The sequence below is a fragment of the Tessaracoccus sp. MC1627 genome (assembly GCF_014164725.1).
Classification (GTDB): Bacteria; Actinomycetota; Actinomycetes; order Propionibacteriales; family Propionibacteriaceae; genus Arachnia.
Window position 1 is genome coordinate 1 of the sequence record NZ_JACJGA010000002.1, and the last position, 20,792, is coordinate 20,792.

Annotated in this window: 20 protein-coding genes and 1 tRNA gene; 5 read left to right on the forward strand and 16 right to left on the reverse strand. The window is 69.8% G+C overall.

What is annotated here, in order from left to right; translation table 11 throughout:
* The first annotated feature begins 185 nt into the window (after window positions 1-185).
* Entirely contained in the window at window positions 186-929 is a 744-nt protein-coding gene (locus tag H5399_RS04935; protein WP_220489136.1) for an L-ribulose-5-phosphate 4-epimerase, read from the forward strand.
* Between the two features lie 57 nt (window positions 930-986).
* Here the strand turns inward: H5399_RS04935 and H5399_RS04940 are convergent, their stop codons facing one another.
* Complete coding sequence (locus tag H5399_RS04940) at window positions 987-2,330, reverse strand: UDP-glucose/GDP-mannose dehydrogenase family protein (RefSeq protein WP_182781943.1); 1,344 nt, start codon at window positions 2,328-2,330, stop codon at window positions 987-989.
* Between the two features lie 157 nt (window positions 2,331-2,487).
* Here H5399_RS04940 and H5399_RS04945 point away from each other — a divergent pair, with 157 nt between their 5' ends.
* A complete protein-coding gene (locus H5399_RS04945; RefSeq protein ID WP_370585687.1) occupies window positions 2,488-4,083 on the forward strand; it encodes a xylulokinase in 1,596 nt (531 codons plus the stop codon).
* 162 nt (window positions 4,084-4,245) lie between these two features.
* Window positions 4,246-5,880, forward strand: a complete 1,635-nt coding sequence (gene argS / locus H5399_RS04950; RefSeq protein WP_182781944.1) for an arginine--tRNA ligase — start codon at window positions 4,246-4,248, stop codon at window positions 5,878-5,880.
* 59 nt (window positions 5,881-5,939) lie between these two features.
* Here the strand turns inward: argS and ppgK are convergent, their stop codons facing one another.
* The 4 genes from ppgK to H5399_RS04970 are packed head-to-tail and all read right to left on the reverse strand — an operon-like array spanning window position 5,940 to window position 9,349.
* Window positions 5,940-6,764, reverse strand: coding sequence for a polyphosphate--glucose phosphotransferase (gene ppgK / locus H5399_RS04955; RefSeq protein WP_182781945.1), 825 nt, complete (start codon window positions 6,762-6,764; stop codon window positions 5,940-5,942).
* Window positions 6,765-6,813: 49 nt separating this feature from the next.
* The gene (locus H5399_RS04960; RefSeq protein WP_182781946.1) at window positions 6,814-8,199 is read right to left on the reverse strand and encodes a PH domain-containing protein; all 1,386 of its coding nucleotides are present in this window, start codon (window positions 8,197-8,199) and stop codon (window positions 6,814-6,816) included.
* Window positions 8,199-8,690, reverse strand: coding sequence for a PH domain-containing protein (locus tag H5399_RS04965; RefSeq protein WP_182781947.1), 492 nt, complete (start codon window positions 8,688-8,690; stop codon window positions 8,199-8,201). Before H5399_RS04965 ends, H5399_RS04960 begins: the two co-directional genes overlap by 1 nt.
* Window positions 8,687-9,349, reverse strand: coding sequence for a DUF1707 domain-containing protein (locus H5399_RS04970; RefSeq protein WP_182781948.1), 663 nt, complete (start codon window positions 9,347-9,349; stop codon window positions 8,687-8,689). Before H5399_RS04970 ends, H5399_RS04965 begins: the two co-directional genes overlap by 4 nt.
* Window positions 9,350-9,776: 427 nt before the next feature.
* Between H5399_RS04970 and H5399_RS04975 the strand changes: the two genes are divergently transcribed.
* Complete coding sequence (locus tag H5399_RS04975) at window positions 9,777-10,904, forward strand: 6-phosphofructokinase (protein ID WP_182781949.1); 1,128 nt, start codon at window positions 9,777-9,779, stop codon at window positions 10,902-10,904.
* A 109-nt stretch (window positions 10,905-11,013) separates the two neighbouring features.
* Here the strand turns inward: H5399_RS04975 and H5399_RS04980 are convergent, their stop codons facing one another.
* The gene (locus tag H5399_RS04980) at window positions 11,014-13,761 is read right to left on the reverse strand and encodes an FAD-binding and (Fe-S)-binding domain-containing protein (protein WP_220490854.1); all 2,748 of its coding nucleotides are present in this window, start codon (window positions 13,759-13,761) and stop codon (window positions 11,014-11,016) included.
* 85 nt (window positions 13,762-13,846) lie between these two features.
* Here H5399_RS04980 and H5399_RS04985 point away from each other — a divergent pair.
* Window positions 13,847-13,920: transfer RNA gene (locus H5399_RS04985), tRNA-Gly, on the forward strand.
* A gap of 241 nt (window positions 13,921-14,161) precedes the next feature.
* Here H5399_RS04985 and H5399_RS04990 read toward each other — a convergent pair.
* From H5399_RS04990 to H5399_RS05035, 10 genes are all read right to left on the reverse strand, one after another.
* Window positions 14,162-14,452: a hypothetical protein gene (locus tag H5399_RS04990; RefSeq protein ID WP_182781950.1), complete on the reverse strand. Its 291-nt coding sequence runs from the start codon at window positions 14,450-14,452 to the stop codon at window positions 14,162-14,164.
* A 10-nt stretch (window positions 14,453-14,462) separates the two neighbouring features.
* A complete protein-coding gene (locus H5399_RS04995; protein ID WP_182781951.1) occupies window positions 14,463-15,500 on the reverse strand; it encodes a peptidoglycan-binding protein in 1,038 nt (345 codons plus the stop codon).
* A gap of 183 nt (window positions 15,501-15,683) precedes the next feature.
* Entirely contained in the window at window positions 15,684-16,007 is a 324-nt protein-coding gene (locus H5399_RS05000) for a hypothetical protein (RefSeq protein ID WP_182781952.1), read from the reverse strand.
* Window positions 15,995-16,225 (reverse strand): hypothetical protein, encoded by a 231-nt coding sequence (locus tag H5399_RS05005; RefSeq protein WP_182781953.1) that lies wholly within the window; start codon window positions 16,223-16,225, stop codon window positions 15,995-15,997. The genes H5399_RS05000 and H5399_RS05005 overlap by 13 nt, the downstream gene beginning before the upstream one ends.
* Window positions 16,222-16,485 (reverse strand): hypothetical protein, encoded by a 264-nt coding sequence (locus tag H5399_RS05010; protein WP_182781954.1) that lies wholly within the window; start codon window positions 16,483-16,485, stop codon window positions 16,222-16,224. The genes H5399_RS05005 and H5399_RS05010 overlap by 4 nt, the downstream gene beginning before the upstream one ends.
* 1 nt (window position 16,486) lies before the next feature.
* On the reverse strand, window positions 16,487-16,750 hold the full coding sequence (locus H5399_RS05015) for a hypothetical protein (RefSeq protein ID WP_182781955.1): 264 nt from the start codon (window positions 16,748-16,750) through the stop codon (window positions 16,487-16,489).
* Window positions 16,747-17,799 carry a hypothetical protein gene (locus tag H5399_RS05020; protein WP_182781956.1) on the reverse strand — a complete coding sequence of 351 codons (1,053 nt, stop codon included), beginning with the start codon at window positions 17,797-17,799 and terminating at the stop codon, window positions 16,747-16,749. The genes H5399_RS05015 and H5399_RS05020 overlap by 4 nt, the downstream gene beginning before the upstream one ends.
* Complete coding sequence (locus tag H5399_RS05025) at window positions 17,792-18,568, reverse strand: hypothetical protein (RefSeq protein ID WP_182781957.1); 777 nt, start codon at window positions 18,566-18,568, stop codon at window positions 17,792-17,794. Before H5399_RS05025 ends, H5399_RS05020 begins: the two co-directional genes overlap by 8 nt.
* A 79-nt stretch (window positions 18,569-18,647) precedes the next feature.
* Complete coding sequence (locus tag H5399_RS05030; protein ID WP_182781958.1) at window positions 18,648-19,760, reverse strand: hypothetical protein; 1,113 nt, start codon at window positions 19,758-19,760, stop codon at window positions 18,648-18,650.
* On the reverse strand, window positions 19,757-20,710 hold the full coding sequence (locus tag H5399_RS05035) for a LamG-like jellyroll fold domain-containing protein (protein WP_182781959.1): 954 nt from the start codon (window positions 20,708-20,710) through the stop codon (window positions 19,757-19,759). The genes H5399_RS05030 and H5399_RS05035 overlap by 4 nt, the downstream gene beginning before the upstream one ends.
* Window positions 20,711-20,792: the final 82 nt, after the last annotated feature.

A 20,792-nucleotide genomic window follows, 5' to 3' on the forward strand; every position in this document is an offset into this window, starting at 1 on the left:
GGCCCGAAGCCCCCATACACGAGGGGCCGAAGGCCAGAAGGAACCACTCCCGGGCCCGACCGAAGCCTCACAGACCAGACTCAGCCGATCTCCAGCCCAGTAGCGCCATTCATCAGCGGTTCCTTAGCTCGGACCAACCATCCGCGCTAGCTGGTTCTGGCTTAGAATTCATGCTGTTTACAACGATGGAGGAAACCGTGACGCTCACCCTCACCGACCTGCCCGCCGCCGTCCAGGAGGAGGTGGCGCGCACCCGCGAGATCGTCGCCAAGCTGCACGCAGAGCTGCCCCGCTGGGAGCTCGTGGTCTGGACCGCCGGCAACGTCAGCCAGCGCATCCGCTGCGCCGACGCGATCGGCCAGGAACTGTTCGTGATCAAGCCGTCGGGCGTGTCCTACGACGACCTGTCCGCCGATGCGATGGTGGTCTGCACGCTCGACGGCGTGAAGATCAACGACGGCACGCCCGAGAAGCTGCAGCCCTCGAGTGATACCGCCGCCCACGCCTACGTGTACCGCAACCTGGAGCACATCGGCGGCGTGGTGCACACGCACTCCACCTATGCGACGGCGTGGGCCGCGCGCGGGGAGTCCGTGCCGTGCGTGCTGACCATGATGGCCGACGAGTTCGGCGGCGACATCCCCGTGGGCCCGTTCGCGCTGATCGGGGACGACTCGATCGGCCAGGGCATCGTCGAGACCCTGAAGGACTCCCGCAGCCGCGCCGTCCTCATGCAGAACCACGGCCCGTTCACCATCGGCAAGGACGCCCGCGACGCCGTCAAGGCGGCGGTGATGGTCGAAGAGGTGGCGCGCACGGTGCACATCGCCCGCCAGCTGGGTGAGCTGATCCCGATTCCGCAGGAGAAGATCGACTCGCTGTTCGACCGGTACCAGAACGTCTACGGGCAGCCCACCCCCGCCGGCTGAGGTGCCCGCACAGCGGCCTCGAAGACCTCCTCGTCGCTCGTACGACCCGACGAGGCGTCACCAGATGGAGACGCCGCGACCCATCCCGTAGTAGTGCCATCCCGCGTCGCTCCATCGGCGCGGGTTCAGCACATTGCGGCCGTCGATCACGTTGGGGGAGGCCGGCAGCGACACCAGCGCCGCCGGGTCAAGCTCCACGAACTCCCGCCACTGGGTGAGGACCATCACCACGTGGGCGTCGCGCACCGCCTCGTCGACGGTGTCGCTCACGTTGAGCTCCGGCTGCCGTTCGCGGAGCAGATCTCCCGCGGCCGGGTCGACGACGGCGAGCTCCGCACCCCGCGACCACAACCGTCCCGCGATGTCCAGAGCCGGCGAGTCGCGCAGGTCGTCGGTGTCGGGCTTGAACGTGATGCCCAGGACAGCCACCTTCTTGCCGGCCAGACGCCCGCCGACGGCCTGCTCCGCGAGCGAGACAGCATGGTCGCGGCGGCGCCGGTTGATGGCGTCCACCTCGCGCAGGAAGGTGAGGGCCTCGTCGACGCCGAGCTCCCCGGCGCGCGCCATGAACGCCCGGATGTCCTTGGGTAGGCAGCCGCCGCCGAAGCCGATGCCGGCCTGGAGGAACTTCTTCCCGATCCGGTCGTCGTGGCCGATGGCCTCGGCGAGCCTGGTGACGTCTCCGCCCGTGGCGTCGCACAGCTCTGCCATCGCGTTGATGAAGGAGATCTTCGTGGCCAGGAACGAGTTCGCCGCCACCTTGACCAGCTCGGCGGTCGGGTAGTTGGCCACCACCAGCGGGGTGCCCTCCGCGAGCGGACCGGCGTAGCACTCGTCGAGGATCTCCTTGGCGACGGCGCCCCGGGCCAGGTCGTCGGGCAGGCCGTAGACGAGGCGGTCGGGGTGGAGCGTGTCAGCCACCGCGTAGCCCTCGCGCAGGAACTCCGGGTTCCACGCCAGCAGCAGGTTCTTGCCGGACTCCGCCAGCGCCACCTCGATCTCCTGCGCGGTGCCCACGGGCACGGTCGACTTCCCGGCCACCAGCACCGGCCGGCCCCCGGCGGGCGCCTCCGCGTGATCGACGATGGTCTGCACCGCCTGCCGGACGTAGGTCATGTCGGCGCCCAGCCGGCCCTGAAGTTGCGGGGTGCCGACGCCGATGAAGTGGATCTCAGCGTCGCGGATCTGGGCCGGGTCGGTGGTGAACCGGAGCCGCCCTGAGGCCACATGCCTGGCAAGCAGCTCGGGGAAGTCAGGCTCGTGGAACGAGGGCTTCCCCTGGGCCAGCAGTGCCACCTTCGCCTCGTCGACGTCCAGCCCGACGACGTCGTGGCCGAGTTCGGCCATGCAGGCCGCGTGCACAGCGCCGAGATATCCGCATCCGATGACAGAGATTCGCATGGCCCTAAGGGTGCCAGACCGGACCCCCACCACAGCCGAGGACACCATGATGAATGGTCTCATCGGGCTGGCGGGTGCCCCTTTTGGGGCCCCCCGTGGCGGAACCGGCCTGGGCAGGCAATGATGGGGTACGGGTACAACAACGGAGGTTTACATCGTGGAAAACTTGACCGCGCGCGACACCATCGAAAGTGGCAACACGTCGCTCGGCATCGAGCTGGGCTCGACCCGCATCAAGGCCGTCCTCATCGGCCCGGACCACCAGCCGCTGGCCACCGGTGGCCACGAGTGGAAGTCCAAGCTCGAGGGCGGATTCTGGACCTACGACGTCGACGCGGTCTGGGCGGGGCTGCAGGCCGCGTACGCGGACCTGGCGGCGAACGTGCAGGCCAGCCACGGCGTCGCGCTGGAGACCGTGGGCTCGATGGGTTTCTCCGCAATGATGCACGGGTACATGGCCTTCAACGCGGCCGGGGAGCTGCTGGTGCCGTTCCGGACCTGGCAGAACACCACCACGGGCCAGGCGGCCCACGCCCTCACGCAGCTGTTCCAGCACAACATCCCGCAGCGGTGGAGCATCGCGCACCTCTACCAGGCGTTCCTCGGTGCCGAGGAGCATGTGGGCTCGATCGATTACCTGACCACCCTCGCCGGCTACGTGCACTGGCGCCTCACGGGTGAGCGGTCCCTCGGAGTCGGCGACGCGAGCGGCATGTTCCCCATCGACACCACCACTGGCCAGTTCGATACGGACATGCTCGCCCAGTTCGACGACCTGGTGGCGGATCGGGGCTACGGCTGGAAGCTGGCCGACATCCTCCCCGCCGTGCTGCCTGCCGGGCAGAGCGCCGGAGCGCTCACCGACGAGGGCGCCCGCCTGCTGGACCCGTCGGGCCGGCTCCGGGCCGGGATCCCGTTCGCCCCGGCAGAGGGCGACGCGGGCACCGGGATGGTGGCCACCAACTCCGTCGCCCGTCGCACCGCCAACGTGTCCGCGGGCACCAGCATCTTCGCCATGGTGGTGCTCGAGGGGCCGTTGAAGGCCCTCCACGAGGAGATCGACCTGGTCACGACCCCGGCCGGCGACCTCGTCGCGATGGCGCACTGCAACAACGGCGCCGTCGACCTGCAGGCGTGGGTGGGTCTGTTCGGCGAGGCCGCCGCGGCGCTCGGCGCCCAGGTGGACACCAACGCCCTGTTCCAGACTCTCTACACGGCCGCCCTCGACGGCGACGCCGACGGCGGCGGCATGTTGGCCTACAACTACCTGGCCGGCGAGCACGTCGTCGGGCTCGAGGCGGGTCGGCCGATGTTCGTGCGGACCCCGCACAGCTCGTTCACGCTGGCCAACTTCATGCGCACCCACCTGTTCGCGGCGCTCGGGGCGCTGCGGGTGGGGATGGACATCCTTCTCAAGGATGAGGGCGTGGAGCTTGACTCGATGTTCGCCCATGGTGGCCTGTTCAAGACCAAGGGTGTGGCGCAGCGGTTCCTGGCCGCCGCCATGAACACGCCGGTCTCGGTCGGCGAGGTCGCGGGGGAGGGCGGCGCCTGGGGCATGGCGCTACTGGCCGCGTTCCAGCGCTCCGGCGAGGGGCCGCTGGCGGACTGGCTGGCGTCGTCGGTGTTCGGCGGTGCCGAGATCGAGACCGAGCAGCCTGTCCCTGCCGACGTAAAGGGCTTCGACGTCTTCATGGAGCGCTATCGCACGGGTCTCGCGATCGAGCGGGCTGCGGTGGACTCGCTGCACTGAGGCGCGGGCGCTCCCGCTCCGGCCCGCCGAGGGGTGAGGAGCGGAGCCCCGGACCTCACCCCCCAACCACGCAACCCCGCGGGCCGCGGGTCGGGTGACGTCGTGGGCGGCGAGGCGGCGCCGGCTTGGGGCCGTCGCGCCGTCAATGCGAGAATGTCGCCCATGCAATCCCTCCCCGCGCTCCTCGACACCCGCCTCCGGGACCTCACCGGCGTCGACCCCGAGATGCGTCCGGCCACCAAGCCCCAGTTCGGGCACTTCCAGTCCAACGTCGCGCTGCGCCTCGCCAAGCAGGAGGGGCGCCCGCCCCGCGAGGTCGCCGCGGACATCGTCGCCCGGCTGGACGTCGAGGACCTGTGTGAGCCGCTGGACATCGCCGGCCCCGGCTTCATCAACTTCCGCATGCGCTCCGACGTCCTGGCCGCCGCGGCCACCGCCCTCCTCGAGGACCCCCACGGCGGCCTCAACCCGGTGGCCTACCCGCAGCGCGTGGTGATCGACTACTCGGCCCCCAACGTGGCCAAGCAGATGCACGTCGGGCACCTCCGCACCACGATCATCGGGGACTGCTTCAACCGCGTCCTCAGCGCGCTCGGCCACACCGTCATCCCGCAGAACCACATCGGCGACTGGGGCACGCAGTTCGGCATGCTGATCGAGCAGGTCCTCGACGAGGGCATCGACGCCGGTGCGCTCACCCTCGACGAGGCCGACGCGCTCTACAAGCGGGCCGCGGCCCGTTTCCGCGAGGACGAGGAGTTCGCCACGAGGGCCCGCGCGCGCGTGTCGGTGTTCCAGGGCGGCGATGAGGAGTCGCTGGCCATCTGGCGTCAGCTCGTGGACATCTCCAAGCCCGCCTTCAACGAGGCCTACCGCCGACTCGGAATCCTGCTGACCGACGACGACCTCGCCGGTGAATCCACCTACAACGACGACCTCCCCATCCTGGTGAAGGAGCTCGAGGAGTCCGGGGTCGCGGTGGTCGACGACGGCGCGCTGTGCGTGTTCGTCGAGGGCTTCGAGGCCCCGCTCATCGTCCGGAAGAGCGACGGCGGCTACGGCTACGCCACCACGGACCTCGCCGCCATCCGCCGTCGGGTCCGCGAGCTGAAGGCGGACCGCATCATCTACGTCACCGACGCCCGCCAGGGCGGCCACTTCGCCCAGATGTTCGCCGCCGCCCGCAAGGCCGGCTTCCTCCCCGGGGACGTGACGGCCCAGCACGTCGGCTACGGCATGGTGCTCGGGCGCGACGGCAAGCCGTTCAAGACCCGCGACGGCTCGGCCGCCACCCTCGGCTCCCTCCTGGACGCCGCTGAGGAGGTGGCCGCCCCCAACATCGCGCTGGCCGCCATCAAGTACGCGGACCTGTCCAACGGCCTCCAGAAGGACTACACCTTCGACGCCGAGCGCATGGTCCAGACCACCGGCGACACCGGCCCCTACCTGCAGTACGCCCACGCCCGCGTCAGCCAGATCCTGCGCAAGGCGGAGGCCGAGGGCATCGGCTGGGGCTCGGTGACCACCCTCGACGAGCCGGCCGAGCAGCAGCTCGCCCTCCTGCTCAGCGGTTTCGGGGAGGTCGTCGACGAGGTGGCCCAGAGCCTGCAGCCGCACAAGCTCTGCGCGTACCTCTACGACCTGGCCGGGGCGCTGGCCACGTTCTACGAGGCGTGCCCCGTGTTGCGGTCCGAGGGCGACGTGCGCGCCTCGCGGCTGGCGCTGTGCGCGGCCACGCAGCAGGTGCTCGCCCAGGGCCTGCACCTTCTGGGGATCGACGCGCCCGAACGCATGTGAGACGAGGGACGGCGGGCGGCCCTTCGAGGGGCCGCCCGCCGTCGCCGTTCCGGCCTCTGCTACTCGGTGTCCGCCACGTCCGCGGGGTTGGCGTCCGCCACCGCGGGGATCATCGACAGCACGTCGGGATTGTCGACGGCGTCCTTCGCGGCCAGCGCCGCGCCGATGATGCCGGCGCGGTTGCGCAGCATCGCCGGCACCATCGGGGTCTTGAGCTTGAGCAGGTGGCCCCACTTGTCCCAGTCCTTCGAGACGCCGCCGCCGGTGACGAAGAGGTCCGGGGAGAACAGCATCTCGACGTGGCTGTAGTACGGCTGGAGGCGCTCGGTGGCCCACTCCTCGTAGCTGATCCCCTCCTTGTCCTTGATCGACGACGCGGCGCGCTTCTCCGCGTCGTAGCCGTCGAGCTCCAGGTGGCCGAGCTCGGCGTTGGGGATCAGCACGCCGCGGTAGATGATGGCCGAGCCGATTCCGGTGCCGAGGGTGGTGAGGATGACCAGGCCCGGGTGGTCCTTCGCGGCGCCGAAGTGCACCTCCGCAAGGCCCGCGGCGTCGGCGTCGTTGACCAGCACGACCTTGCGGCCGAGCTTGTCCTCGAAGTACTCGTCGGCCTTGAAGCCGTTCCACTTCTGGTCGAGGTTGGCCATGAACGGCACCTTGCCGTGCAGGACCGGCGCCGGGATGGTGAGGCCCACCGGGTTGTCGCCGATGACGCCCGCGAAGTGCTCGATGATCTCGCCGACCACGGCGGCGACGGCCTTCGGGGTGGACTTCTCGGGAGTGGGGATCCGCAGGCGGTCAGCCGCGAAGTCTCCCCGCTCCAGATCAACGGGCGCGCCCTTGATGCCCGAACCGCCAACGTCGATACCCAGGAAGATGCTCATGCGCGAAATCGTAGCGTGAGCGCCACCGGTGTAGGCAGCGGCTTCCGGATCAGGCTACCGAGACAGCGGCACGGGCCGCCCGGCCACGGGCCAGCTGCTCGTCGAACAGCCGCCGTGCCACCGAATCATCCAGGTGGTACAGGCGCAGCGACACCGGCCCGTCGGTGGTGTGCACCGCGATGGTGGCCAGCCTCAGCTTCCGCTGGACGGGGCCCTGGTGCAGCGACAGGGACTGCATCCGTCGGTGCGGCACGATCGACATCGCGTGCTCGATGAGCCCGTGATGGGCCACCAGCACATCCTCGCCCACCCCCCACGTGTGCTGCGCGTGGGAGAAGGGGGTGAGCCAACGCGCCCGGTCCGGCTGCGGGGTCGGCTGGATCAGGTTCAGGTTCATCTCCGGCCAGATGGCGTGCAGCACTGTCATGACGTCGGGCCATTTCCCGAACGGGAGCACGATCGAGTTCGACGAGCCGCTCTCCTCGCCGCCCGGATCTCCGTAGCCGAGCACTGTGACCGTCACCCGGTACAGCCCGGTGAGGCGCTGCAGCAGGTCCTGGTGGATGACCACCCCCTGGATCCGGTCCGGGCGCAGCCCCTGGGCGGTGGTGGACCCGAGCCCCCGGGAGATGCGCAGGGTGTCCCCCCGACGCGTCATCCGGAACCCCCAGTTGCGGCCCACGTTGGACCACGCCCACCCGCCGAAGGCCAGCAGGGCGCCGAAGGCGGTGATCGACGTCTCGGACCAGAGCGACATCCCCACCACGAGGCCGGCCACCAGCAGGGCGGCCACGGCGGGCGAGGACACCGCGGTGCCGAGGATCAGCGTGGCCGGGGTGACGGCGTGGATCAGGTCTTCCGCCTCGTCGTCGACCGTCGATGACGCAACGGCCTCTGGTGCCTCAATGCCGTCGGGTGTCGAGACGGGCACGCGTCCGCGCCTGGCCAGGCTCATCCGGGTCAGCAGATGCTCGCGCAGCGATTCGGCCCGCGACTTCGTGAGGAAAGCCAGCGTCAGGCCTCCGGCACCGCCCACGTCGATGTGCACCTTCGCGAGGCCGAGGAGCCGCGCGACGAGGGGCTGGGCGATGTCCACCGACTGCACCTTCGTGTAGTCCAGCCTCGACGACGAGCGCGAGATGAACGCCCGCTCCACGCGGAACTCCTCATCGTCGACGATGAACGCCGTGGTCTTCCACGCGAAGATGCCGTACACCCCGGCCACCAGGGCCGCACCCAGCGCCATGAGGCCGAAGAGAAGCGCCTGCCTCGACAGGTCCGCCAGTCCGTTGTCCAGCTCCCGGACCAGGAACACCAGCGACGCAGCCAGCACGATCCCGCTGTGCGCCAGACCGGTCAGCGGGCTGGGATGCTCCACCACCTTGGGGGGCGCATCCGGGACCGGGACGACGGGCACTGGGGTGAAATCGGTCATCAGATCCCGGCCTGCTGGGTCTCCCCGCGCTCAATGAGACGGTTGCGCAGCGCCGCCGCATCGTCTGGGGCGAGGCCGGGAATGGACACGCTGCCCTGCGTCGAGGAGGTGATCATCTCCACCGTCGCCAGCTTGAACAGGCGGTCGATCGGGCCCGAGTGGAGCTGGACCAGCTGCATCCGGCCGTAGGGCACGCAGACCAGGCGGCGGTAGAAGAGGCCGCTGGTGAGGTAGACGTCCGTGTCACGCTCGGCGTAGCCCCACCGTCGGAAGGCGCGCGGAGCGCGGATGAGCCGCCAGGAGAGCAGCGCCGCCCAGACGGCCACCACCGCCCAGCCCAGCCACGACGGGCCGAACAGGAAGGCGACGACGGCCGGGGCCACGAACATCAGCGTCCACACCACGGGGATGAGGATCAGCTTCATCCGGAGATAGTTGGGGGAGAGGCGCTGCCAGTGCGTGTCCGGCGGGGCGAAGAGGGTCTCGCTCACCGGATGAACCGCTCGTAGCGGCGGCGGTCCATACCAGGCCCGTACACCTTCAGCTCGCCCATGAACACCGTGCCGATCAGATTGATCCGGATGCCGTCCGGGCGGGGCATCAACCCCTGAACCTTCGATTCGGCCATGATCAGACTCATCCCCGACAGGTTCACGTCCACGCCCTCAGGCACGCGGATCTTCACCTCGCACAGGCCGCCGCCGACGTGCAGGGTGACCTCGCGCTGTTCGAAGGCCGCCCCGATCAGATCCAGGCGGATCTCGCCCAGCCAGGCGTTGAGCTGGACGGAGGAGCCCACCAGGGCCACGCGGCCCGGGTTGTAGGTGGACATGAAGGAGTTGCCGCCGGTGAAGGCGCCGGCGGTGAGGACGCCGGGCGGGGGTGTCGCGGGGAGGTGCGGGGGTACGGGCGACGGCGCGGAGTAGTGGGGTGCAGGAGCCATCGGGGCGGGTCGTTCGAACGCGACGAGGTCCGTGGTGAGGCCGTTCAGGTCGCCGAAGGTCTTCGCGTCGTAGGCGCGTGCGATCCGCTCGGCGTGCTCGTCGAAGGTGAGGCGGCCGTCTGCGTAGGCGGTGTTGAGCAGTGTCGCGACGACCTCGCGGTCCTGGTCTGCGCAGCGCAGCACGTCGAGGCGGTTCGGTTCGGACATGCCTCCAGTCTAGGACCGTCTCCGTTCGCCGAAATCCCTGGTGGGCCCGTCTGCGGCTTGTGGTCGAGCCGGCGGTGGGTGGTGGGGGCCGGGCCGCCCATGATGCCGGCGGCGGCGCTTCGCGCAGCCACGCCGTCATCAACGCCCACCCAGCCTGCCCCGACCCCCACCACCCACCGCCTGCGATCGTCTCCCGCGCCCGCTGGGTGAGTCCACTGTCGCCTCGGGCGGCGCCGCTCTACCGCCGGTTGAGCCGGTCGGGCGCGGAGCGCCGCCGACCGCGTCGAAACTTCCGGCGCACGGTGCGGTGTCGCGGTGTCGCGGCGCAGTCTCAAGTGGTGATGTGGGCTCGGCCCCGGTGGTTGGGATTCACCGCGGGTACGAGGCCCGCTCGGTAGGGTTGGGCCACGACACGAGGAGGCCTGTGATGGGTGCGAAGAAGCGAGTGGGGATCCTGACCGCGGGCGGAGACTCGCCCGGCCTGAACGCCGCCATCCGGGGCTTCGGAAAGTCCGCGATCGGCGAGCACGGCATGGAGCTGATCGGTTTCCGCGACGGCATCCGCGGGCTCGCCGAGGACCGCTGGCAGGTCCTCGACGCCTCCGCCCTGTCCGGCATCCTCACCATCGGCGGCACCGTGCTCGGCACGTCGCGTGACAAGCCACACAAGATGATGGTCGACGGTGAGGTCCGCGACATGGTGCCCACCATCATCGAGAACTTCGAGAAGAACAAGCTCGACGCGCTGGTGTGCATCGGCGGCGGCGGTACGGCCAAGAACGCCAACCGGCTCATGCAGGCTGGCCTCAACGTCATCCATCTGCCCAAGACCATCGACAACGACATCGCCCATACCGACACCAGCTTCGGCTTCTCCACGGCGCTGGGCATCGCGACGGAAGCCATCGACCGGCTGCATTCGACGGCGCACTCCCACCACCGCGTGATCATCGCCGAGATCATGGGCCACAAGGCCGGCTGGCTGGCGCTCGGGTCGGGGATCGCCGGCGGCGCGGACATCATCCTCATCCCCGAGATCCCCTACGACATCGACTCGATGGCCGCCTCCATCAAGAAGCGCGCGGACTCCGGCCGCAACTTCTCCGTGATCGCCATCGCCGAGGGCGCCCGCGACATTCAGGACACCGCGGACCTGCAGGCCGCCGAGGCGCTGAAGAAGGCCGCGTCCTCGCCCGAGGCCAAGTCGGCGGCCGCAGCGCACAAGGCCTCCATCGAGGCAAGCCACCGCGACAACGCGTTCAAGGTGGCCACCGCACTTGAGCAGGCCACGGGCCTCGAGTCCCGCGTCACCATCCTCGGCTACGTCCAGCGCGGCGGCATCCCGGACGCCAACGACAGGCTGCTGGGCACCCTGCTCGGCTCAGCGGGCGCGGACCTCGTCGCTGCGGGGGAGTACGGCGTGACGGTGGCGTCGCAGGCAGGCGAGGCGGTCCCCGTGCCCTTGGGTGAGGTGGCTGGAAACCTGAAGGTCGTGCCCAGGGATCACGCCTGGATCAGAGCCGCCCGGGGAGTGGGCACCGGACTCGGGGACTGATCTGCAGGAATCTATCCAGAGCGCGGCTTCTGTGTATATCCACAGATAGCGCGCTCTGGATAGATTCCTGCAGGGCCCGGCCGCGGCGCCACCGACTGAAGTGGGTAGATCAGCGGGTGGCCTCGGCCAGCAGCTCGAGGATGTGCACGTAGGTGCGGCCCGTCGCCCGCGACATCGCGATCTCGCACGTCCGGTTGAGCGACGCGTAGGCGAAGAACCCGTCCTTGACCTCCGCAGCCTGGTCCCGGGTTGCGCTCTCGGTCAGCTCGGGGTGCAGCAGGCCTCGGTCGCCGGCGAACCCGCAGCAGCCCCACGACGGCGGCACCGTCACCTCGTCGTCGCTGATGAACTCTGCGATCCGGCGCAGATCGTCGTTGACGTCCATCCGCGTCGACGAGCAGGTGGGGTGCAGCACGAGCGACGGCAGGGAGCGGGTCACCTCCAGGCGCGGCAGCAGCTGCTGAGCGGCGAACGTCACCACGTCCACGACGGTGGGCGTCCAGCCCTCCGTCATGCGCGTCAAGGCGTCCGTGCAGCTGGAGGCGTCCACCACGACGGTGGCGTCGCCGCCCCATTTGAGCGCCGAGCGGACGCGGCGCTGCATCGTGTCGTAACCGTCGGTGTAGCCCTTGGCCCTCCAGGGCGAGCCGCAGCACAGCCCCTCGGCGTCGAGCAGCGACACCGGCACCCCCGCCCGCACGCACAGCTCGTTGAAGGCGGAGAACACGCCCTGCCCCGTGGGGGCGAACATCGTCTGCAGGCAGGATGGGAAGTAGACGGCGGCGACGCCGGGGCGGGGACGGTCGCGGCGACGGGGCCTTCTGCGCAGCCCGGAGCCCCGGGGGAGGTCCTCGTCGTACCCGGGCACGGCGTCCTCGCCCAGCGCCCGGCGCCCGAGCCTGGTGGCGGCGGTGGCCAGGGGCCCCGTCGACTTCGCCACGGTGAGGGCGGCCGAGCCCATCCGCGTGGCGAGGCCCCACGTGCGGGCTGCCTGATTCCACGCGCGCTTCTCGACGCCGCCCACCCGCTCCTCGCGCTGGCGGCGGACCAGGTCTCCGGTGTTGATGCCTAATGGGCACGCCACCTCGCACATGCCGTCGACGGCGCACGTGTCGATGGCCGCATAGTCGTACTCCTCGGCCACCTGACGCAGGAGCTCCACGTCGTCCTTCCGGGCGGTCAGCTCGCGGCGCAGCACGATCCGCTGCCGGGGCGTGAGGGTGAGGTCCCGTGACGGGCACACCGGCTCACAGAAGCCGCACTCGATGCACGCATCGACCTCGGGCTCGATGGTGGGCATGAGCTTGAGGTCCTTGAGGTGCGCATCCGGGTCATCGGAGATGAGGACGCCCGGGTTGAGCACCCCGGCCGGGTCGAACAGGTGCTTGATCTCGCGCATCACCTCATACAGCTCGTCGCCGTATTGGTCGCGCAGGAAGGGCGCCATGGCGCGCCCGGTGCCGTGCTCCGCCTTGAGGACCCCGTGGTGGCGGAGGGTGAGGCGCACCAACTGGCGGGTGAACTTGCGGTAGCGCAGAAGGCCGGCGGGGTCGTCGAAGCGCTCGCTGAGCAGGAAGTGGATATTGCCGTCGCGGCCGTGCGCGAACAGCGGCGCGTCGTCGTACCCGTGGCGCTGAAGGAGGTCCGCGAGGTCGCGGCAGGTGGCGGCGAACTCCTTCGGGGGCACGCAGATGTCCTCGAGCAGGGTGGTGGAGCCTGAGGGGCGGGCTCCGGCGACCAGCGCGTACAGCCCGCGGCGCAGCTCGACGAGTGCGTTGCGGTGGCGGACCTCCGTGGTCAGCTCCACGCTGCCCACCACGTCGAGCCCGGTGAGCTCGGCTGCTGCCGCGTCGAGGCGCGCGGCCAGGACCTGCTCGTCCACCTCGTGCAGCTCGACGAGCAGCGCGGCCTCGGTGGTCAGCTCACGTTCGCGGAGCAGCGCCGGTGCCCCGGGCTGCGTGCGCGCCACGCGGAGCGAGGCGGCGTCCATCAGCTCGATGGCCTCGAATCCGTGCTCGACGAGCCCCTGCACCGCGGCGGTGGCGGCGTCGAGGGTGGGGAACAGCGCCAGCGCGGCCGCCGTGTGCGGGGCCAGGGGGACCGTGCGGAACGTGGCCTCGGCCACGAAGCCGAGCGTGCCCTCGTTGCCGATGAGGAGGTGCGCGATGATGTCGACGGGGCGGTGGAACTCGAGCAGCGCGTTCAGGCCGTACCCCATGGTGTTCTTGATGGCGAACAGCCGGTTGATGTCCGCGATGGACGATGGGGTGGTCCGTAACCGTTTGCGCAGCATGTGCAGCCCCCCCACCAGGGGCGTCTCCTCCAGGCGGAGCGTGATGTCCGCGGTCGGGTCAGCGGTGTCGACGATCCGGCCGCTGGGCAGCACGAAGACCATGGACTCGAGCGTGTGGTAGCTGTTCTGCGCCACGCCCGAGAGCATGCCGCTGGAGTTGTTGGCGACGATGCCGCCGATGGTGCAGGCGATGTCGCTGGTGGGGTCCGGCCCGAGGCGACGACCGTGGCGCGCGAGCCGGGCGTTGACCGCCCGCAGTGTCGCTCCGGCCCCCGCGCGGACCCGGGCGCCGCCGTCGAGGACCTCGATGTCGCGGAAGTGGCGGCGCACGTCGACGAGCAGCCCCGACGTGATGGCCTGCCCGCAGAGGCTGGTGCCGCCGGCCCGGAAGGTGATCGGCTGGCGGGTTTCCACGGCGTGGACCATCAGCGCCGCCACGTCCTCCACCGTCTCCGGGGTGACCACCCCGGAGGGCATCAGGAGGAAGGGCGAGGCATCGTGAGCCATGGCGAGGCGGGTGAGGGCGCGCTGATCCGGCTCGATTCCGGTCTGTGCCCTACCCACGTCGTTCAGCCTACCCAGGGTGGGGTGGCGAGTCCGTGAGGCCGGTTGGAGGAGGGCACGATTTCTTTGCTAACCTAGGGCCCACGCGGGCGTAGCTCAATGGTAGAGCGCTAGCTTCCCAAGCTTGATACGCGGGTTCGATTCCCGTCGCCCGCTCCACCACGATCCGAGCGTGAATCTGGCTGTGACTAGCTGTTTCGCCTCGGGTCGTTCGCTGTTCCGGGGCGTTGGGCCTGGCTGAGTGACGGCTTCTGAGGACGTGTGCGACCGTACCGGGTAAGCGTGGGCCGAGCAGCGATCGCGTGCCCGGTCTACCGGATTCCTACCGGGGGAACGACGAATCCGCCCCCTTCAACCAGCGCGAGGCTGGCGAGGGGGGCGGGCTCTGGTTCAGGAAGGGTCAGGCGGCGCGCTTCGGCTCCACCTGTCTGATGTCGGTGCCGGACAACACCTGGTCGTTCGCCTCGCCCGCCACCACCGTGTCGCCGATCAGGACCTCCAACACCTTCTCCCGAGGGACCGTGTAGGCCCACAGGACGAGGGTGGCGACGATGCCCATGAAGCCTGCGGCTCCGGCGATCGCTGCGATCTGCTCAGGGGTGAGATGGAGCCCGAAGGCGACGGCGAGGGAGATGAGCACCATCACCGCTTGTGTGATGAGCGCGCTGACGAGAGATGCTCTGCTGGTCATGGTGGTCCTCTCAGGCGGTGGCGGTGAAGCCGTACTTGGCGGCGAGCTTGGACAGGGATGCTGTGCCGGGGATGCCGTTCGCGTCGTCACCTCTGTAGCCGAGGCGCTTCTGCCACGCGGCGTAGGCGGTGCGGGTGGCGGTCCCGGCGTGCCCGTCGGAGTACTTCGCCTCGAGCAGGCCCTCACGGACGAGTGCGGCCTCGACGATGAGCGTCGGCGGGTAGCTAATCGGGGTGCCGGTCTTCGGTGCGTCGACCTTGAAGGCGGTGATGAGCTTCGACAGGGACACGGTGGGCTTGGTGGGGACTGCGGCCATTAGTCGAGTCCAGGTGGTGGGGCCGGGGATGCCGTCGGCGTCGGCCCCGGTCCAGCCCTGCTTGTACTGGAACGCTTCGACGGCGGCTGAGGTGTTGGGGCCGAAGTAGCCGTCGAGGGCGCCCGGGTTGTGGCCGTGGGCCTTGAGGCGCTGCTGCAGCAGCAGGGTGGCGGCGTGCTTCACGCCGTTCTTGAAGATCGAGGCGCCGGGGAAGGACTTGCCGTCCCAGCCGTCGGCGCCCGACGAGGGCAGGCCGGGGGCGGTCGGGGTCGGCGCGGTCGAGCTGCTGTCGAGGATGATCGTCTCGGTGGGGATCACCCCGGCGGTGTCCTCCAGCCACACGTGCAGGTGGTCGCGGTGCCAGTCGGAGTGCCCGTAGGCGTAGTTCTTCGATCGCGACGCGGTCAGCGGCAGCGGACCCCAGGCGCCGTAGCGCGTGCGGTAGATGCGCTCGTTCCAGATGATGTGCCGGATGTGCATCGTGCGGGCGTGCTTGACGAGGTAGGCGGCGAGCTTGTCGCCGCGGGCCTTCTGGGTGTCGGTCGGGCGGGTGTTGACCTTCGGCGAGACCATGATGTCGAGGGCGCGGCCGGTGCCGTGCTCGGTGCTTTTCGGGTCCCAGCCGCGACCGATCCAGATGGCGTATCGGGCCACCTCGGCGTTGAGCTTCCGGGCCAGGTCCCAGATGATCTGGGATGCGTTGCTGTGGACGTTGACGAACGGGTCACTCATGATTGTTCCTCCGGTTGCGAGTAGGGCGGGTCGAAGTGGGCGTGGATCCGGCGGGGCGCCCATCCAGGGCGCACAGGTGGCGGGGGCGGGCAGCCGTCAGCGATCCAGTCATGGACGCGATCAACCTCGGCCTCCGCGCGGCGCGCACGGGAGGCTTGGGTGACGGCTTCGCGGGTCAGGCGGTCATCGGTCATCGCGGAGCAGGCGTTCACGGATCGCTGCGCGGTCCACGCGGGCCGTGTCGTGCCAAAGCATCCAGGTGCGCCACATCACCACCACGGCCACCGCGAACCAGCCGACGACCAGGAGGTGGTCCGCTTCCGCGTCCAGGTTGCAGCGCCGCAGCAGTCCACCGCACGCCACCAGGAGCACGGCGGCCTTCATTGCCATGATCGAGCGGCCGTGAGCGGACCGCCACCACTGGGCACGGCACCAGTAGATGCCCATGAAGCCGGCCAGCAGCAGGGCGGCCGCGACGTTGGCGGCCAGCAGGATCAGGTCGTCCATCGGTATCTCCCTCCGAGCGCGGTAGCGACACGCTCCGCGTAGCCGTTGCGGATCCGGTCCGCGTCCAGTGCGGCGGACACGGCCACCACGCGCTGCTCCCGGTCCGCCACCACGGCGAACGCTTCGCGGGCCCGGTCCAGCTGCTCGTCGGCGGCCTCCACCTGCGCCTTGATGCGGGGCGGGGTCAGCCGCCACCACATGCGCGCCCGGCGACTCACCGCTCGTCCTCGGGGGCGATGGACCGCAGCAGGTGCAGCGTCGTCTCGGAGGTCGCCAGCAGCTTGTCGGCTTGCGCGTCGCGACGGGCCCCAGCCTCGATGAGGACGCGGATCGTGTCGTCCTTGCTGGCAAGGATGCGCTCGTGCGTTGCGGCGGGGATCAGGAGCCCGACGACCACCTGCCGCACGATCCACACACTGAGCGCCAGCAGGCCACCGAGCGGGGTGATGGTGGGCAGCGCCGAGACGAGCCAGTCCACGTCAGGCCTTGCCGATGATCGTGGTGGCGGTGCCCTGATGGAGCAGATACACGCGCTGGTCGGCCACGAGGACCCCAGCGGCGTTTCCTGACACGCTGCGCGGGGTTTCGGTCTCGTCCGACTCGAGCACCACCATCAGTGGCGTCACCGTGTCGACGATGGCCCACTCGCCCCACGGGACTGGGCGCTGGGGTTTCGTGACCAGCGCCACCGTGGCGGCGAGGCGGTCCATGCCTGCCTGCAGCTTGCTCAGCATGTCACTCATGGGAGGTCACCTCCGGTGTAGATGAGGCGGATGGCGTCGGTGACGACAGCGCCCGCCCCGGCCGAGCCGTCGCCGAGGGTGATGTCGCGTTGCACGATGGGGCCGGTGATCGCCAGCGGCCCGTGGGTCACGACGTCGTTCATCTGGGTGCCGTCAACGGGGTGGGTGATCGTCGCCCGCCGGGTGACCTGCAGCGCCTCCTGGAGGCGGCGTGCGGCGATCTGGTCGGCGACTTCCTGCGAGGTGGCGGCGTCCGCGTTCTCGGTGCGCAGCCAGTCGGTGATGCCCCGCGACTGCGCCGACAGGGGATGCTCCGGCGGCAGGTCCGCCTTCCCGATCAGCCCGGGCGTGGTGTCGTTGCCGGGGACGATGACCCTGAATCCTGTCGGCAGGCCGTAGGTGGGCATGTCGTCGGAGAACTGCTTCCGCAGCGGCAGGTGGCCCTGCGCGCGCTTGCCGTAGGTGGGGCCTGCTGGCCGGTCCGCGGGCGCGAGGTAGGGCTGGAGCCGGAACGCACCCGTGTTGTCGACCCACAGGGAGGTGTAGTTGATGGCCGCCAGCAGGTCGTTGACGACCTGCAGCCAGGTGGCGTTCGGCTCCCACGACAGGGCGGTGCGGAGGGTCTCCGTCGAGGGGGTGACGGCCAAGTTCGTCTCGCCGCGGTCCCGGATGATTGCGGCAACTGTGTCGGTGACGACAACGCCCGCCTCATACGTGAGCCAGGCGCCGATCTCCGAGTTCAGGGCCTCGCACTTGTCGGCGAGCATGATCGAGGCGTGGCTGACGGGGCCGTCGTGCTCCCAGCCGGACACCATCGGCAGGAACACGCCGAACGGGGTGATCGTCTCGTCGCTGTGGTGCCAGACGGCGATGCGGTCGCCGCGGCGCCAGTCGATCGCGACATCCGGGTGCCGGGTCAGCTCGATCGAACCAGAGCCGGGCACGGCCTTGAAGATCGACCAGGAGAGCTTCCCGGCCGAGACGCGAGGCAGAGTCTGGATGCGCTGATCTCGTCGATCGAGTAGTTCAGCCGACCACCATTCAGCCATGCGTGACCCGTTCCACCTCGAACGACAGGTCGTACCGCCCGGCCCACGGCTGGGAGCCCTGCATGTGGCCGACCGTGCCCCACCACGCGCGGCCCGCGGGATCGCGGTAGAACACGTCTCGCCCGAGCGCCACCTTCGGGTCCTGCGCGAGGTCCTCCGGGGTGTACCACGAGCCAGACACCTGCACCCGCTCAGTGGACCCCCGGCCGTAGTGGGCGGTCGGATACTCGTCCTCCCAGTAGTCCTCCACTGTGCGCTCGCTGCCCAGGTTGGGGGCGAGGTCTACGGCGCCGAGGACGTACATCTTCCCGAGGTCGGATTGCAGCCAGACGCGGGAGGTGGCGGTGGTGACGGTGACGGGGTCCCCGGGCTGCTCCACCCCGAGGTCCGAGATGGACACCGCCCGGTAGAGCGGGTCGCGGTTCAGCGGCACCTCGTCGTCGCCGACACCGGCGCCGAGCGGCAGCCGGTCGGCGATCGTGGCCCAGGTCGCGCCCTGGTTGTCGGAGCGTTCGATGCGGGCGGCGTCGGGGTCGACGGTGGCGGGGGTGTCGCCGTCGAACCAGTCGCCCTGGTAGTTGCCGTCGAAGATGCCGAGCTGGTCCCACCAGCCGGTGCCCAGGGATACCTCGCCGGTGCCGTAGACGCGCAGCTGCTGCCCGTCGGCGGTTGCGGTGGCGGCGACCTGCCCGTTGAGGGTGACGGTCTGCCCGGCGTGGCGGGCGGTGATGAGGAGGGTTTGGTCGTCAAGTGTTGCGATTCCAGGCATCGGTCCTTGGCTCCCTATCGTTGCTTGGGTGGCCGCGCGGCGCGACCGGGTTGGCTCGGGTCGAGGCGCTGGACGAATTTCACGGCGTGGCCCCCATCACCACGTCGCGCAACTTCTCGGCGTAGAACCTGTTGCCGTACACGGTCAGGTGCGCGTTGTTGTAGGCGGTGTTGTTGATCGTCGAGTCCCCGGTCGGTACCCAGTCGAGCACCCGCGGCTGAACGTAGGCGGCGACGTTCGGAGCGGCGGCAGTGGCGGTGGTGACCGTGGGTGACGAGTCGGTGACGACGCCAGCCTGCCCGTAGTCCTGCACGCCCACGACGACGATCCGGCAGCTTGGCAGGTTGGCGGCGACGTGCGCGTACAGCTCGGCCGCGTAGGTGCCGGCCGTCGATTCGGCGTCGTTGTCGTCGTTGATGGAGCCGAACACGATCAGGTAATCCGGCGCGTGGTCGACGATGCGCGACATGCGGGCGGCGCTCGCGTAGTGCAGCCCTTCCGCCTGCCGTGCCCCGTAGCCCGAACCGCCGATGCCGCCGATGACCATGGACGCGTCCAGCAGCCGCCCGGTCACGAACGCCATGTGCTCCAGCCCGGGCCCGTTCTGGATGCCCGCGGCGCCGTCGGAGACGTAGGAATAGCCCTGCACCCACGAGTCGCCCAGGATGTAGACCTTCGTGCGCGGACGGGTGGCGGTGACGATGGCGCCGGCGGTGGTGTCGATGGCGGTGAGGGCGACGCGGGCCAGGTCAATGCGGACGGTTCGGAGCCCGGCCGCTCCGAGTGCCACGCGGTATTGGCTGTCGACGATGCCAACGACCATCCCAGCGGTGACGGGTGCGCCGTCGACGTAGACGCGGACGGCACGCTCAGGCGAGGGGGCCCCCGACGCGTCGAGCCTGAACGCCAGCTCGGTCCCGGTGTAGGTGAACTCGTAGGAGTGCGCCTCTGGTCGGATGCCGTCCGTTGTGCCGCTGTAGCCGATGAGCCTCAGCCGACCATCGCCAGCCGTGATCCGTTCGCCGCCTGCCACGAGATCCGGGTCGGTGAGCGGCGCGGTGGTGACGGTGCGCAGCGTGGGCGTGGCGTCCACGGTCTGCGCCAGGGTGAGGCTCCGCAGCGGCAGCACGTTGCCGGGGTGCCCTGCAATGACGGCGCCCCCGGAGGACGCAAGGAGACTCAGCAGGTTCACAGGCCAGCCGCCGTCGCCAGGGATGCGATCTGCGCGGGGGTGAGTGCGTGGGGGGTGACGACCACGCCGGCCCACGTCGACTTGTTGCAGAAGTTGCCGCCGTCGAGACAGATCTGGTTGTTCAGTGCGTTCGCCACGATGACTGTCGCGGTGGTCGTGACTCCCACCTGTTCGCCGTCGATGTAGATCCGGTGGGCGGTGCCGTCGACAACTGCGGCGACGTGGTACCGGCGCCCCGCCACGAGTGCGATGGATGCGGTCGTCGTCACGCCATCGACGAGCATCGTCAGCAGGCCGGACATGGGCAGGGAGAGCTTGATGCCCGCCTGGTACAGCCCACGGTTGAGGCTGAGGTCGTCAAGCTTGATGATGGCCGCGAATGTGCCCAGCCCTGCGGCGGACAGGGGCTTGTCGGCTGACGTGAAGAAGTAGCCGTTGGACGCCCCGGTGGTCGCGGAGGTTTCGCCGTCACCGATGCCGAGAGCGCCAAATGCGGCGGTGTTGCCCTTGGTGAGCGCGACCCCGGAGGTGCCCAGGTTGCGGGCCGTGGTCGCCTCCGGTGCATCGTCGAGGGGGTAGTAGCACTGCACGGAGCCGATGGCGGCCACAGCGTCGTCGTAGGCGCCCACTGCGCCCGCGGAGCCGATGCCGTCAACGACCTTCGCCCACCATGTTCCTGCGATGGGCGTGAACACGACCATCGTCTCGGCGTGGGGGACGCCCTTGATGGGGAGCGCGTTGCCGTCGAAGGTGGCCGCCCGTCCGCCGGTCACGTCCTGCGTGAGGACGAATGCCACGGGCTGTTCGGGTGCGTCGAGCGGGACCGTCACTGCCGTGGTTGCGTCGGCCAGGGTCTGCGTCTGGATGGGGTACACGCCGTCTACCTTCGCGGCGTAGCGGTCGTCGGCGTCGGCCAGGGTTGACTCGGCCGTTTCGACCCTCTCCTCCACGGCCCCTCCCCATGACCTCAGTTGGTCGCCCCAAGGCGTCGTGCCGTCAGCGGGAAGAGTAGGGAATGGCATGGGATTCTCC

Coding starts and splice junctions, on each gene's coding strand:
- H5399_RS04975 (WP_182781949.1), top strand. CDS start 9,777: ATGGGTGCGAAGAAGCGAGTGGGGATCCTGACCGCGGGCGGAGACTCG.
- H5399_RS04995 (WP_182781951.1), bottom strand. CDS start 15,500: ATGAGTGACCCGTTCGTCAACGTCCACAGCAACGCATCCCAGATCATC.
- H5399_RS05015 (WP_182781955.1), bottom strand. CDS start 16,750: ATGAGTGACATGCTGAGCAAGCTGCAGGCAGGCATGGACCGCCTCGCC.
- H5399_RS04990 (WP_182781950.1), bottom strand. CDS start 14,452: ATGACCAGCAGAGCATCTCTCGTCAGCGCGCTCATCACACAAGCGGTG.
- H5399_RS04970 (WP_182781948.1), bottom strand. CDS start 9,349: ATGTCCGAACCGAACCGCCTCGACGTGCTGCGCTGCGCAGACCAGGAC.
- H5399_RS04940 (WP_182781943.1), bottom strand. CDS start 2,330: ATGCGAATCTCTGTCATCGGATGCGGATATCTCGGCGCTGTGCACGCG.
- H5399_RS04935 (WP_220489136.1), top strand. CDS start 186: ATGGAGGAAACCGTGACGCTCACCCTCACCGACCTGCCCGCCGCCGTC.
- H5399_RS05025 (WP_182781957.1), bottom strand. CDS start 18,568: ATGCCTGGAATCGCAACACTTGACGACCAAACCCTCCTCATCACCGCC.
- H5399_RS05000 (WP_182781952.1), bottom strand. CDS start 16,007: ATGGACGACCTGATCCTGCTGGCCGCCAACGTCGCGGCCGCCCTGCTG.
- H5399_RS04960 (WP_182781946.1), bottom strand. CDS start 8,199: ATGACCGATTTCACCCCAGTGCCCGTCGTCCCGGTCCCGGATGCGCCC.
- H5399_RS05020 (WP_182781956.1), bottom strand. CDS start 17,799: ATGGCTGAATGGTGGTCGGCTGAACTACTCGATCGACGAGATCAGCGC.
- argS (WP_182781944.1), top strand. CDS start 4,246: ATGCAATCCCTCCCCGCGCTCCTCGACACCCGCCTCCGGGACCTCACC.
- ppgK (WP_182781945.1), bottom strand. CDS start 6,764: ATGAGCATCTTCCTGGGTATCGACGTTGGCGGTTCGGGCATCAAGGGC.